The following is a 14,154-nucleotide window of genomic DNA, read 5'->3' as shown; positions in this document are numbered from 1 at the left end:
TCCTGCGCACAGGGAACCGGAGGACCCGAGCATCGGCTGGCGTGAACTGTGGGGTCGTGCGCGAGTGCACAGGACGACGACATGACAGGCGCCTGAAACGGTTTGCCGAACATGCGTAGGGTGCAGACAGCTCAACAGCAGGAGTGCGCCGGGACGACGGGGCACGGGACGACGGGCGAAGGAGGGAGCCGGAGCGATGGGCGACCACAAAGAACAGCCGCTGCGCGTGGGCGCGGCCGTGCGGCGGCGACGCCGTGCGCTGGACCTCACGCTTGCCGTCGTGGCCCAGCGCAGCGGCCTGTCGGTCCCGTTCCTGAGCCAGATCGAGAACGAGCGCGCGCGCCCCAGCCGGAGCTCCCTGGAGAAGGTCGCCGACGCCCTGCGCACCACCGCCGTGGAACTCCTCGCCGCCGCCGACCCGGCGTGCAGTGTCGACGTCGTCCGCGCGGAGGGCACCGAGCCGTTGCCGGAACCCCGTGTCCGGTCCCTGGTGCGGGGCCACCACCAGATGCACGCCTCCGAGTTCACCGGTGACCACGACGCCGGGCGCGAATTCCAGTTCCGCAACGACCAGTTGATGTACGTGGCGGACGGCGCCGTGGAGATCGAGGCGGAGGGCCGCGCCTACCGCCTCGGCCGCGGCGACACCCTGTACCTCACCGGAGGCGTCCGGCACCGGTGGCGGGCCACGGTCCCGGAGACCCGGCTGATCGTCGTCGCCGTCGCCGAGCACATCGAAGCGGTCCGGGACAAGCTGCGCCGGTGACTTCCGTGCGGATCGTCTCCCTCGTCCCGTCGCTCACCGAGGCCGTGGCGCTGTCCGCTCCAGGTGCCCTGGCCGGCGCCACGGACTGGTGCACGCACCCCGCCGGCCTGGACGTGGCGCGGATCGGCGGCACGAAGAACCCGAAGGTCCCCCTGATCACCGCCCTCGCCCCCGATCTGGTGATCGCCAACGAGGAGGAGAACCGCGCCCCCGACCTCGACGCCCTGCGCGCGGCGGGCCTCGAGGTGCTGGTGACGGAGGTGCGGACGCTGCCCCAGGCCTTCGACGAGCTGGCCAGGGTGCTCACGGCGTGCGGTGTGGTGACCCGGCCCCGGTGGCTGGACGAGGCCGAGGCCGCCTGGGACGCCGTGGCAGTCCCCGCGGCCCGCCGTACCGCGGTCGTGCCGGTCTGGCGGCGGCCCTGGATGGTGCTGGGCCGCGACACCTTCGCCGGCGACCTGCTGTCCCGCCTCGGCGTCGACCACCTCTACGCGGACAACCCGGAACGCTATCCCCGCGTACCCCTGGACGAGTTGCGCGCGGCGGCCCCGGACCTCGTCGTGCTGCCCGACGAGCCGTACCGCTTCACCGCCGACGACGGCCCGGACGCCTTCCCCGGACTGCCCTGCGCCCTGGTCGGCGGCCGGCATCTCACCTGGTACGGGCCGTCGCTGGCCGAGGCGGCGGCGGTGCTGCCCCGGGCGCTGCGAGAGGCGGGTCGCCGGCAGCACCGGGCGACATAAGCTGGCGTGATGAGCACGAGGGACGACCATGCGGGACATCGGCCGGTGACCGCGGGGACCCTCGCCCACCGGGTGCCGGACCTCGGGGGGCTGGAGCTGCTGCTGGCGGTGGCGCGGGTCGGGAGCCTGGGCGGCGCGGCGCGCGAGCTGGGCATCACCCAGCCCGCTGCCAGCAGCCGGGTCCGGTCCATGGAACGGCAGCTCGGTGTGGCGCTGGTGGACCGCTCACCGCGCGGATCGCGCCTGACCGACGCCGGAGCGCTGGTCACCGACTGGGCCCGGCGGATCGTGGAGGCCGCGGAGGCCTTCGACGCCGGCGCGCAGGCGCTGCGGGACCGCCGGGACTCACGGCTGCGGGTGGCGGCGAGCATGACGATAGCCGAGTATCTGCTGCCGGGCTGGCTGCTCGCGCTGCGCGCACAGCGGCCGGACACGGCGGTGTCCCTGCTGGCCGGGAACTCCGCGACGGTCGCGCAGCGGCTGCTGGCGGACGAGGCGGACGTGGGTTTCGTGGAAGGGCTGACCGTGCCCACGGGCCTGGACTCCGCGGTGATCGCCCACGACCGGCTGATCGTGGTGACGGCGCCGTCCCACGCCTGGGCCCGCCGCCGTAGGCCGCTCGCCGCCGAGGAACTGGCGGCCACTTCGCTGATCCTGCGCGAGAAGGGCTCCGGCACCCGGCAGGTCCTGGACACCGCGCTGGGCGGCCTGGCCCGCCCGCTGATCGAACTGTCCTCCACGACCGCGGTGAAGGCCGCGGCGGTCAGCGGCGCGGGTCCGGCCGTCCTCAGCGAACTGGCCGTCAGGGAGGAGCTGGCGATGCGCCGCCTCATCCGCGTTCCCGTGGACGGCATCGCCCTGGCCCGCGAACTGCGCGCGGTCTGGCCGACCGGCCACCGCCCCACGGGCCCGGCCCGCGACCTGCTGACCCTGACCCGCGGCTGAGCACCTCGCGCGCCGGGCGCCGGGTGGCCGCCGGGCCGGGGCCGCTCAGGTTGCCGTGGCCGCCCGGACCAGGTGGCGTACGACCCTCCCCGGCGTACGGTACGGCCGGGGCAGCTCCGGCTCGCGGCGGCGCAGCAGGATGTGCGACAGGGACATCAGCGCGTACGAGATGGTCGCGCCGAGGACGGCGACGTTCAGCACGCGCGCGCCGCTGCCCGGGCCGGCGGCCGGCGCGAAGCCGATCGCGCCGGGCACCAGCGGCCCGAGGCACGGGGCCCCGCGACGGCTGGTGAGGGACAGGAACTTCGGCAGAGAGCCGGCGCGGGACAGCGCGAGCAGCTGGCGGGACCCGGCGTGGACCAGCGAGAAGAACGAGGGCGGTGGCGAGGCAGCGGGAAATGGAGCGGATCCAGACCTTTGTGGGCCCATGCCGTCCCGGCGCGGACGGCGGGACGCAAGACCCCCGCCCCGGAGCCCGTTCCGAATCCCGCCCCGGACCCCGCCCCGGGTGGATGTCGCCGCCCCCGCCGCCGGCACGTCACGCCAGGAAGCCCCGCAGCAGTGCCGCCGTCCCCGCGCAGTGCTCGCGCGCTGTCTCCCGCGCCCCGTCGGCGTCCCCCTCCAGCACCGCCTCGACCAGCGCGGTGTGCTGCCGCTGCGAGTGCTCCAGGTTGCGCACCAGCAGCGGGATGCAGTCCAGCAGGTCGTTCACCGACGCCCGGACGGCCGCGTACTGCGCGGCCAGCGTCGGCGAACCGGACAGCTCCGCCAGCGTGAGATGGAACAGGGTGTCCAGACGGCGGTACTCGGCCAGCGGGGCGTCGCGCGTGCCCGCCAACGCCCCCCGGAGCCGGTCCGCCCACGCGTCCGGCAGGCCGTGCGCGGCGCACAGGCCCGCCGCGCCCACCTCCAGCACCTCCCGGAACCGCAGCACGTCCTCGATGTCGACCTCGGCGATCCGCCGCCGCAGCTCGGACCCGCCCGCGTCCGTCGGCCGGGGCAGCACGAACGTGCCGCCGTACCGGCCGCGCCGGGACTCCACGAGACCCTGGTCCTGGAGCACCTTCAGCACCTCGCGCAGCGTCACCCGGCTGATCCCCAGCCGCTCCGCCAGCACCCGCTCGGCCGGCAGCCGCTCCCCGTCCGGGACCAGGCCCAGCCGCACCACCTGAAGGATCTGCTCCAGCGCCTCCTCGAAGCCGTTGCCGGCGCGCACCGGCCGCAGCACCGGAGCGAGACCGTCCCCGACCGCGCCGGCCCCGTCCTCCGGCTTCCCCGACTTCTCCGAGTCCTCCGGCATACGGCCGCGTCCCCTTCCCAAGCAATGGTCGTCCGCAATACCTTATGGCTCCCGGCCGACCGAACCGAAGCCCGCAGAAGCCATGAGCAGCCCTCAGCGGCCGCGTGTGGCCAGAAGGGCCAGAAGCAGCCCGAGGAGGCCCTTCCGTGGCAGACCCCACACCCCCGCTCGGTGTCGAGGAGCTGCACGCCCTCGTCGCGGGCGGTGAGATCGACACCGTCGTCCTGGCCTTCCCCGACATGCAGGGGCGGCTGCAGGGCAAGCGGTTCGCCGCGCGCTTCTTCCTCGACGAGGTGCTCCGGCACGGCGCCGAGGGCTGCGCCTACCTGCTCGCCGTCGACGCCGACATGAACACCGTCGACGGCTACGCCATGTCCTCCTGGGAGAACGGCTACGGCGACTTCGCCATGTTCCCCGACCTCGACACGCTCCGCCGCGTGCCGTGGAACGAGGGCACCGCCCTGGTCGTCGCGGACCTGGCCTGGGCCGACGGCTCCCCGGTCGTCGCCGCCCCCCGCCAGATACTGCGCCGCCAGCTCGAGCGCCTGGCCGGACTCGGACACACCGCACAGGTCGGTACCGAGCTGGAGTTCATCGTCTTCCGGGACACCTACGAACAGGCCTGGGACGCCGGCTACCGCGGGCTCACCCCGGCCAACCAGTACAACGTCGACTACTCGGTGCTCGGCACCGGCCGGATCGAACCCCTGCTGCGCCGCATCCGCAACGAGATGGCCGCCGCCGGCCTCACCGTCGAGTCGGCCAAGGGCGAGTGCAACCCCGGCCAGCACGAGATCGCCTTCCGCTACGACGAGGCCCTGGTCACCTGCGACCAGCACGCCGTCTACAAGACCGGCGCCAAGGAGATCGCCGCCCAGGAGGGCGTGTCGATCACCTTCATGGCCAAGTACGACGAGCGCGAGGGCAACTCCTGCCACATCCACCTCTCCCTCGCCGCCCCCGACGGCACCAGCGCCATGCCGGGTTCCGCCCAGGACCCGGAGGCCATGTCGGACGTCATGCGGCACTTCCTCGCCGGACAGCTCGTCGCGCTCCGCGAGCTCTCCCTGCTCTACGCCCCGCACATCAACTCCTACAAGCGGTTCCAGCCGGGCTCCTTCGCCCCGACCGCCGTCGCCTGGGGGTACGACAACCGCACCTGTGCCCTGCGCGTCGTCGGCCACGGCCGCTCCCTGCGCTTCGAGAACCGGCTGCCCGGCGGCGACGTCAACCCGTATCTCGCCGTGGCGGGCATGGTCGCGGCCGGGCTGCACGGCGTCGAGCACGGGCTGGAACTGCCCGAGCCCTGCCGCGGCAACGCCTACGCCGCCGGCTTCGAGCACGTCCCGACGACCCTGCGGGAAGCCGCCGAGCTGTGGGAGAACAGCACCCTCGCGAAGGCCGCCTTCGGCGACGAGGTCGTCGCGCACTACCGCAACATGGCGCGCGTCGAGGTGGACGCCTACGACGCCGCGGTCACCGACTGGGAACTGCGCCGCTCCTTCGAACGCATGTGAGGCCCCCGTTGCCGCTGTCCGACGCCTTGCCCGACGAAGTGCCGCCGCCCGACGAGCTGCGCGTACTGAACCCCGCCACCGAAGAGGTCGTCGCCACCGTCCCCGCCGCCTCCGCGACCGACGTCGACGCCGCCGTCGCAGCGGCCGCGCGGGCGCAGACGACCTGGGCCGCCCTCGCCCCCGGCGACCGCGCCCGGCTGCTGCGCCGCTTCGCCACCGTCGTCGACGGACACCTGGAGGAGCTGGCCCGCCTCGAGGTCCAAGAGGCCGGGCACACCCTCGGCAACGCCCGCTGGGAAGCCGGAAACGTCCGGGACCTGCTCGACTACGCCGCCGGGGGAGTGGAGCGGCTCACCGGCCGGCAGATCCCGGTCGCCGGCGGCCTGGACGTGACATTCCTCGAACCGCTCGGCGTCGTCGGCGTCATCGCGCCCTGGAACTTCCCGATGCCGATCGCGGCCTGGGGCGCGGTACCGGCCCTCGCGGCGGGCAACGCGGTCCTCCTCAAGCCCGCCGAGACGACCCCGCTGACCGCGCTGCGCCTGGCCCGACTCGCCCTGGAGGCGGACCTTCCCGAGGGCTTGTTCCAGGTGCTCCCCGGACACGGTCCGGTCGCGGGCGACGCGCTCGTCGGACACCCGGGCGTCTCCAAGATCGTGTTCACCGGGTCGACCGCCGTGGGCCGGCGGGTGGCGTCCAAGGGCGCGGCGCTCCTCAAGCCGGTCACCCTCGAACTCGGCGGCAAGAGCCCCAACATCGTCTTCGCCGACGCCGACCTGGAGGCCGCCGCGGCCGCCGCCCCGATGTCCTTCCTGGACAACGCCGGCCAGGACTGCTGCGCCCGTACCCGCATCCTCGTCCAGCGCTCGGCGTACGACCGCTTCCTCGGCCTCCTCGCCCCCGCGATCGAGTCCGTCCTGGTCGGCGACCCGGCCGACGAGCGGACCGACATGGGCCCGCTGATCTCCCGGACCCAGCTGGACCGTGTCCGCTCCTACGTCCCCGACGACGCCGACGGCATCCGGGGCAAGGCCCCCGAGGGCGGCCCCGGCTTCTGGTTCCCGCCCACCGTCCTCACCGGCGTCGCCCCGGACGCGCGCGTGGCCGTCGAAGAGGTCTTCGGGCCCGTCGCCGTCGTCCTGCCCTTCGAGGACGAGGCCGACGCGGTCCGCCTGGCCAACGCCACCGACCACGGCCTGTCCGGCTCGGTCTGGACCCGGGACGTCGGCCGCGCCCTGCGGGTCTCGGGCGCCGTCCGCGCCGGGAACCTGTCCGTCAACTCCCACGCCAGTGTCCGCTACTGGACCCCTTTCGGGGGGTTCAAGCAGTCCGGCCTCGGCCGTGAACTCGGCCCGGACGCCCTGGCCGCCTTCACCGAGACCAAGAACGTCTTCATCAGCAGCGTCCCGTCGAGCACGGCAGGCACCGAAGGTACGGAGGGCTCCGCACAGTGAACGAAGCGACCGAGGACATCATCTGCCGCCGCCTGGTCGGCCGCAGCGCCGTCGTCACCGGAGCGGGCAGCGGCATCGGCCTGGCCACCGCCCGCCGGCTGGCCTCCGAGGGCGCGCACGTCGTCTGCGGCGACGTGGACGAGACCCGGGGCAAGGCGGCGGCCGAGGAGATCGACGGGACCTTCGTCAAGGCCGACGTCACCGAGCCCGAGCAGGTCGAGGCGCTGTTCAGGACGGCGTACGACACCTACGGCAGCGTCGACATCGCCTTCAACAACGCCGGCGTCTCCCCGCCCGACGACGACTCCATCCTGGAGACCGGACTCGACGCCTGGAAGCGCGTCCAGGAGGTCAACCTCACCTCCGTCTACCTGTGCTGCAAGGCCGCGATCCCCTACATGCGCCGTCAGGGCAAGGGCTCCATCATCAACACCGCGTCCTTCGTGGCCCGGATGGGCGCGGCCACCAGCCAGATCTCCTACACCGCATCCAAGGGCGGCGTCCTCGCCATGTCCCGCGAACTCGGGGTGCAGTTCGCCCGCGAGGGCATCCGCGTCAACGCGCTCTGCCCCGGCCCGGTGAACACCCCGCTGCTGCGGGAACTGTTCGCCAAGGACCCGGAGCGCGCCGCCCGCCGGCTCGTGCACATCCCGCTCGGCCGGTTCGCCGAAGCCGAGGAGATCGCCGCCGCCGTCGCCTTCCTGGCCAGCGACGACTCCTCCTTCGTCAACGCCACCGACTTCCTGGTGGACGGGGGCATCTCGGGGGCGTACGTCACACCGCTCTGACGTCCCCCACAGGTGCCGCCGCTCCGGGGCCCGGCGTACGCCGCGCGCGTCGCCGGGCCCGCCGTCGCACCCCCGTCCGCCGCCCCCCACCGCTCCTTCACGCCTCCCGCCACCACCGGACGCGGACACCGCCGCTCCGTGCCCTGCGGCAGCGTGTGAACCAGTCGCCGTCGACCCCCTCCACGACGGCAGTCCGCTCTGCTCGCGGTGCTGCGTCTTCTTCCCTATGGGCCTCCGGCCGCCGACGGCAGTCTGCTGCGAAACACGGCTTGGAGGCTCACAGTGACAGCAGGACCGGCCCCCGAGAGGGCACCGAACGGCGTCGACTCCCCCACGGCATCCTTCGCGCAGCGCCGGCTGTGGTTCCTGGACCAGTTGGCCGGTTCCTCCAGCGGATCCATGCTCCCGCTGGTCCTGCGGTTGCGGGGTTCGCTGGACGCGGACCGCCTGGAACGGTCGCTGTCCGGGATCATGGCGCGGCACGAGGTGCTGCGCACCCGGTTCCGCGCCGTCGGCGGGGAGCCGGTGCCGGTGGTCGACGCCCCCACGGGCGTCGAACTGGAGCGGGTCGACGTGGACGGGCCCGAGGAGCTGTTCGCCCGTCGGCTGGGGCACCCCGTCGACCTGTCCGCGCAGCACCCGGTCCGGGCCGTGCTCGCCCGTCTGGCGCCAGACGAGCACCTGCTGCTCGTCGAGGTGCACCACATCGCCGTGGACGGCTGGTCGTGGGGTGTCCTGCTGGACGAGCTCGCCGCCGGATACCGCGGCGAGCCGGTCACCGCGCCCGCCCTGCGGTACGCCGACCTCGCCCGCGTCCAGTCCGAACGCCTGCGCGGCGAACGGCTGGAACGGCTCCTCGGCCACTGGCGCGAACGGCTGCGCGGCCTCACCCCGCTCGACCTGCCCACCGACCGGCCGCGACCGCGCGTGTGGGACGGCTCCGGCGACGTGGTCCGCTTCGACCTGCCGGCCGACCTGGTCGCCGCCGTCGACGCCCTGGCCCGCTCCCGGCGCGTCACCCGCTACACGCTCCTGCTCACCGCCTACCAGGTCCTCCTCGGCCACTGGGCGGGCCGCGACGACATCGCCGTCTGCAGCACGCTCGCCGACCGGGCCCGGCGCGGCGCCGACGCGCTCATCGGCCCCCTGGTCAACACCGTCGTGCTGCGTACCGACCTGTCCGGCAGACCCGGCTTCGGCGCCCTGCTGGACCGGGTGCGCGGCCGGGTGCCGGTGGACCTCGCCCACGCCGAGGCCCCCTTCGACCTCGTCGTCGGCGCGCTCGGCGGTTCCCGGGACCTGTCCCGGCACCCGCTCGCCCAGGCCTCGTTCACCCTGCTCAACGCGCCGGTCGAACCGGTGGAGATGCCCGGCCTGGAGGTGACGCTGGTCGCCCCGCCGCTCACCGAGACCCCGCTGGACGTCTTCCTGGACCTGACCCTGCGGACCGACGGCAGCGTCGCCGCCATCCTCCAGTACGCCACCGCGCTCTTCGACGCCGCCACCATGCGTGCCTTCGCCCGTTCCTACACGTTCCTGCTCAGGGCGGTCCTGGCCGACCCCGAAACCCCCGTGCGGGACCTGACGCGCGCCCTGCCCGACGGCCCCGGCGGCCGCGGCCGTCCCCGGCCCGACTGGCACCGGGCGCCCGACCGCGCGGCGGACCCCGCGCCGCCGGTGGCCTTCTCCGGCAGCCCCGACGTCACCGCGCTGCGCTGCGGCGAGGACAGCGTCAGCTACGCGGAACTGGACGCCATGACCGGCTCACTCGCCGCCGCGCTGCGCGCCGCCGGGGTCACCGCGGGCGATCCCGTGGGCGTGCTCCTGCGCCGCGGCCTGTGGTCGGTCGCCGCCATCGAGGGCGTCTGGCGGGCCGGAGGGGCCTACGTGCCCCTCGACCCCGAACTCCCCGCCGAGCGGCTGCGGTACATGGCCGAGGAGGCCCAACTGGCCTGCGTGGTCGCCGAACCCGCCACCGCCGCCACCGCCGCCCCGCTCGCGCCGGTGACGGTGGACGTCACCGCGGCCGGCCCGGCCGCGGACGGCCCCCGCCACCGGCCGCACCCCCGCGAACTGGCCCATGTCATCTTCACCTCCGGGTCCACCGGCCGGCCCAAGGCGGTCGGCGTCGAACACGCCGCCCTCGCCTCGCACGTCGCCGCCGCCCGGCAGCGCTTCGGGATCACCTCCGCGGACCGGGTGCTGGCCTTCGCCTCCTTCGCCTTCGACGCCTCACTGGACCAGGTGCTGCCCGCCCTCACCTCCGGTGCCACCGTCGTCATGCGGCCCGACGAGCCCTGGCTGCCCACGCAGGTGCCCGAGATCGTCCAGCGGCACGGTCTCACCGTCGTCAACGTGCCCCCCACCTACTGGTCCGAACTCACGCTCTGTCTCGACCGGCGGCTGGCCGCCGCCCTGGGCTCCCTGCGGCTGCTGATCCTCGGCGGCGAGGCCGTCCCGCCCGACACCCTCGCGGTCTGGCGCGCCGCCGTCCCCCGGGCCCGGGTCTGCAACGCCTACGGCCCCACCGAGACCACGGTCACCGCCACCACCCACGACGCCGACGACCCGCCCGGGGACACCGTGCCCATCGGCCGGCCCCTGGGCGACCGCCGCGCCTACGTCGTCGACGCCGACGGCGAGCCGGTGCCGGTCGGCGTCCGCGGCGAACTCCTCATCGGCGGCACGGAGGTGGCCCGCGGCTACCTCGGGCGCCCCGCGCTGACCGCCGAGCGCTTCGTGCCCGACCCCTACGGGCCGCCCGGCGGCCGCCTCTACCGCACCGGTGACCTGGTGCGCTGGACGTCCGGCGGCGAACTGGAGTTCCTCGGCCGCCACGACGACCAGGTCAAGATCCGCGGCTTCCGGATCGAACTCGGCGAAGTGGAGACGGTGCTGCGCGCCTGCCCGCTGGTCGCCGCTGCCGCCGCCCGCCCCGACCGGGCCACCGGCCGCGGCCTGACCGGCTACGTCGTACCGGCCCCGGACGCGCCCGCCGCCCCCGACCGGGCGAGCCTGCGCGCCTGGTGCGCCCGCTACCTGCCGCACTACGCCGTACCGTCCGAGTTCGTCGTCCTGGACGCCCTCCCGGTCGGCGTCTCCGGCAAGCTCGACCGTTCCGCCCTGCCCGATCCCGCGCACACCCGCCCCGCCGACGACCCCGCGTACACCGCGCCCCGCGACGAGACCGAGCGGATCGTCGCCGAGGTGTGGGCCGACGTCCTGGGCCTGGACCGGATCGGCCTGGACGACAGCTTCTTCGACCTCGGCGGCCACTCCCTGCTCGCCACCATGGCGGTCTCCCGGATCGCCCAGCGTCTCGGCCGCGAGATCGAGCTGCGCACCGTCTTCGAGCACCCCACCGTCCGGGGGTTCGCCCCGCGGGTGGCCGCCGCCCGCGTCGGCGGCGCCACCGGCATCGTCCCCGTCGACCGCGGCGGGACGCTGCCGCTGTCCTTCGCGCAGGAGCGCCTGTGGTTCCTGGACCGCACCTCCGACCGGGGCGAGTCGTACCTGCTGTGGTACTGCTGGCGGGTGCGCGGCGGCCTGGACCGTGCCGCGTGGCAGGCGGCCCTGAACGACCTGGTCGAGCGGCACGAGGTGCTGCGCACGGCCCTCGTCGAGTCCGACGGCCGCCCCGTGCAGCAGGTCCACGACCCGGTCCCGGTACCCCTGCGCTGGGAGCGGGCGCCGCAGGCCCCGGACGAGCAGGCCCGCGTGGAGGCCGTACGGAGCCTCGCCGTGGCCCATGCCGAACGCCGCTTCGACCTCGCCCGGCCGCCGCTGCTGCGGGCCGGCGTGTGGGAGCTGTCCGGTGACGACCACGTCGTCCTGCTCGCCCTGCACCACGCCGTCACCGACGGCTGGTCCAAGGGCGTCCTGCTGGACGAACTCGGCCGCCACTACGCGGCCCGCCTGACGGGCGGGGGCGCCCCGTCGGCGCCGCTGCCCGTGCAGTACGGCGACTTCGCCGTGTGGCAGCGCGAACGCGCCGACCGCGGCGCCCTGGAACCGCAGCTCACCTACTGGGAACGGGTCCTCGAGGGCGCCCCCGTGCTGGACCTGCCCACGGACCGGCCGCGGCCCCCCGCCTTCACCGGTCGGGGCGGCGCGGTCGAGATCGAGCTGCCCCGCGCACTCGTCGACCGGGCCGACGCCCTCGCCCGCGAGCGCGGCGCGACCCGCTTCATGGTGCTGCTGGCCGCCGCCCAGACGGTGCTGGCCCGCTGGACCGGGCAGACCGACATCTGCGTGGGCACGCCCGTCGCCGGCCGCGGACGCCTCGAACTGGAGCCGCTGGTCGGCTTCTTCGTCAACACCGTCGTCCTGCGCACCGACCTGTCCGGACGGCCCGCCTTCGGCACGCTCGTGGACCGGGTGCGCGACGTCGTCCTGGGTGCCTTCGACCACCAGGAGGTGCCGTTCGAGCAGGTCGTGGAGAGGCTCCGCCCGGAGCGCGACCTGTCCCGCAACCCGCTGTTCCAGGCCATGGTCGACGTCCAGGAGTCCACGGAGGCCGGCATCGGCCTGCCCGGCCTGCAGACCGCCGACTTCGCGCTGCCCTGGGGCTCGGCCAAGTTCGACCTGACCGCCACCTTCGTGGTCCGGCCGGACCGGTTCGCGCTCAACGTCGAGTACGCCGCCGACCTGTTCGACCCGGACACCGCGACCCGGTTCGCCCGCCACGTCGGCCGCGTCCTCGAAGCCCTGCTGGCCGATCCCACCGCCCGCGCCGACGAGGCCCCCCTGCTCTCGGCGGACGAACGGCACCGCCTCCTCGCGGGCGCCGGGCGGGACACGGAGCCGGCGCCGGCGTTCGAGGTGGCGGGCGCGCCGCACGCCCCCGTCGTCGTCTGCGAGGACACGACCCTCGACTACGCCCGCCTGGACGCCCTCACCGGAGGCCTCGCCGCGGCCCTGACGCGCGCGGGCACGGTCCCGGGCGACGCCGTCGGCGTGTGCGTCGGCCGCGGCGTGTGGTCCGTGGCGGCGATGCTCGCCGTCTGGCGGGCGGGCGGCGTCTACGTCCCGCTCGACCCCAGGCTCCCCGAGGAACGCCTGCGGTACATGTGCGAGGAGGCCGCCGTACGGCACGTGGTGTGCGACACGCGCACCCGGGAGCGCGCCGTCGCCCTCACGGCCGGTGCGGTCGATGCCGACGACGTCCTGCCCGACCCCGACGGGCCCCGCCACACCCCCCACCGCGACGACCTCGCCTACGTCATCTTCACCTCGGGCTCCACCGGCCGCCCCAAGGCCGTCGGGGTCGAGCACCACGCCCTGGACGCCCATGTGCGCGCCGCCCGCGAGACGTTCGGGCTGACCGCGCGGGACAGGGTGCTCACCTTCGCCTCGACCTCCTTCGACGCCTCCCTCGAGCAGATCCTGCCCGCGCTGAGCACCGGGGCGACGGTGCTGGTACGCCCCGACGACATCTGGGCGCCCCAGGAGCTGGCCGCCCGCGTCGCCGCCGAGCGGGTGACGGTCATGGAACTGACACCGTCGTACTGGACGGAGCTGGTCGCCCGCCTGGACACGCTGGCTCCCCGACTGGCCTCCCTGCGACTGCTGGTGACCGGGGGAGAGGAACTGCCCGCCGACCCCCTGCGGCACTGGTTCGCGCACCTGCCCGGGGTGCCCGTGGTCAACACGTACGGCCCCACCGAGACGGTGATCTCCGCCACCGCGCACACCCTCCCCGGGGCACCGGTCGGCCGGGTGCCCATCGGCCGCCCGCTGGGCGGCCGCCGCACCTACGTGGTCGACCCGCTCGGCGAACCCGTACCGCTCGGCGTGCCCGGCGAACTCCTCATCGGCGGACCGGAGACGGCCCGCGGCTACCTGGGGCGGCCCGCCCTCACCGCGGAGCGGTTCGTCCCCGACCCGTTCGGCGCGCGCGGCGGCCGTCTCTACCGCACCGGCGACGTGGTGCGCCGACTGGCCGACGGCGAACTGGAGTTCCTCGGCCGCAACGACGACCAGGTCAAGATCCGCGGCTTCCGCGTCGAACCGGGAGAGGCCGAGGCGGTGCTGCGCGGGCACCCGGGGGTGCGGGGCGCGGCCGTCGTAGTGCGCACCCTGAACGGCGAGACCGTCCTCGTCGGCTACGCCGCGGGCGGCGGGCTGTCGGAGGAATCCCTGCGCACGCACTGCCGGACCCATCTGCCCCACTACCTCGTCCCCTCCGCCTTCGTCCTCCTGGACTCCCTGCCGCTGACCGTGCAGGGCAAGCTGGACACCGCCGCCCTGCCCGAGCCCGAGAAGCCCGCGCCGCGGGCCGGCGTCGCACCGCGCACCCCGGCCGAGACGGTCGTGGCACAGATCTGGTGCGAGGTGCTCGACCTGCCGAAGGTCGGCGTCCACGACGATTTCTTCGCCCTGGGCGGCCACTCCCTGCGCGCGGTGGCGGTCGCCTCCCGCCTGCGGACCGCCTTCGACTGCCCGCTCCAGGTCCGGGACCTCTTCGAGCACCCCACAGTCGAGCGGCTCGCCGCCGAGGTGGAGCGGCGCCTGCTGGAGCTGATCTCGCAGATGAGCGACGACGAGATCGACCTGTCCCTGACGGCCGACCTCTGACCGTCCCCGACAGGCGACTTCCGGCCGTCCGTGACGCCCGGCCCCGCCGTCGAGTCCGTGCGCCC

At 74.7% G+C, this 14,154-nt stretch carries 8 protein-coding genes and 1 pseudogene; 7 read left to right on the top strand and 2 right to left on the bottom strand.

Annotated features, from left to right (window positions below):
- Positions 1-196 precede the first annotated feature (196 nt).
- From OHB56_RS09190 to OHB56_RS09180, 3 genes are read left to right on the top strand one after another with little or no spacing between them, the layout of a single operon-like run.
- Positions 197-766, top strand: a complete 570-nt coding sequence (locus OHB56_RS09190) for an XRE family transcriptional regulator (protein ID WP_326751804.1) — start codon at positions 197-199, stop codon at positions 764-766.
- Positions 767-771: 5 nt separating this feature from the next.
- Positions 772-1,509, top strand: a complete 738-nt coding sequence (locus OHB56_RS09185; protein WP_406358980.1) for a helical backbone metal receptor — start codon at positions 772-774, stop codon at positions 1,507-1,509.
- 9 nt (positions 1,510-1,518) lie between these two features.
- Positions 1,519-2,454 (top strand): LysR family transcriptional regulator, encoded by a 936-nt coding sequence (locus tag OHB56_RS09180; RefSeq protein ID WP_406352609.1) that lies wholly within the window; start codon positions 1,519-1,521, stop codon positions 2,452-2,454.
- A 78-nt stretch (positions 2,455-2,532) separates the two neighbouring features.
- Here the strand turns inward: OHB56_RS09180 and OHB56_RS09175 are convergent.
- Together OHB56_RS09175 and OHB56_RS09170 are read right to left on the bottom strand one after the other, a co-directional pair.
- Positions 2,533-2,829: pseudogene (locus tag OHB56_RS09175) on the bottom strand (amino acid permease); the annotation flags it as partial.
- A 163-nt stretch (positions 2,830-2,992) separates the two neighbouring features.
- Positions 2,993-3,754, bottom strand: a complete 762-nt coding sequence (locus OHB56_RS09170; protein WP_406352608.1) for a FadR/GntR family transcriptional regulator — start codon at positions 3,752-3,754, stop codon at positions 2,993-2,995.
- Positions 3,755-3,900: 146 nt separating this feature from the next.
- On the opposite strand from OHB56_RS09170, the gene OHB56_RS09165 reads away from it, so the two are divergent.
- The 4 genes from OHB56_RS09165 (at position 3,901) to OHB56_RS09150 (ending at position 14,089) form a co-directional block, all read left to right on the top strand.
- On the top strand, positions 3,901-5,271 hold the full coding sequence (locus tag OHB56_RS09165; RefSeq protein WP_406352607.1) for a glutamine synthetase family protein: 1,371 nt from the start codon (positions 3,901-3,903) through the stop codon (positions 5,269-5,271).
- Positions 5,272-5,297: 26 nt separating this feature from the next.
- Positions 5,298-6,725 carry an aldehyde dehydrogenase family protein gene (locus OHB56_RS09160; RefSeq protein ID WP_406352605.1) on the top strand — a complete coding sequence of 476 codons (1,428 nt, stop codon included), beginning with the start codon at positions 5,298-5,300 and terminating at the stop codon, positions 6,723-6,725.
- A complete protein-coding gene (locus OHB56_RS09155; RefSeq protein ID WP_406352604.1) occupies positions 6,722-7,513 on the top strand; it encodes a 3-oxoacyl-ACP reductase in 792 nt (263 codons plus the stop codon). Before OHB56_RS09160 ends, OHB56_RS09155 begins: the two co-directional genes overlap by 4 nt.
- Positions 7,514-7,795: 282 nt before the next feature.
- The gene (locus OHB56_RS09150) at positions 7,796-14,089 is read left to right on the top strand and encodes an amino acid adenylation domain-containing protein (protein ID WP_406352602.1); all 6,294 of its coding nucleotides are present in this window, start codon (positions 7,796-7,798) and stop codon (positions 14,087-14,089) included.
- The last annotated feature ends 65 nt before the right edge of the window (positions 14,090-14,154 follow it).

The organism is Streptomyces sp. NBC_01635 (assembly GCF_045209715.1).
Lineage (GTDB): Bacteria > Actinomycetota > Actinomycetes > Streptomycetales > Streptomycetaceae > Streptomyces > Streptomyces hirsutus.
This window is presented reverse-complemented; position numbering and strand designations above follow the sequence as displayed.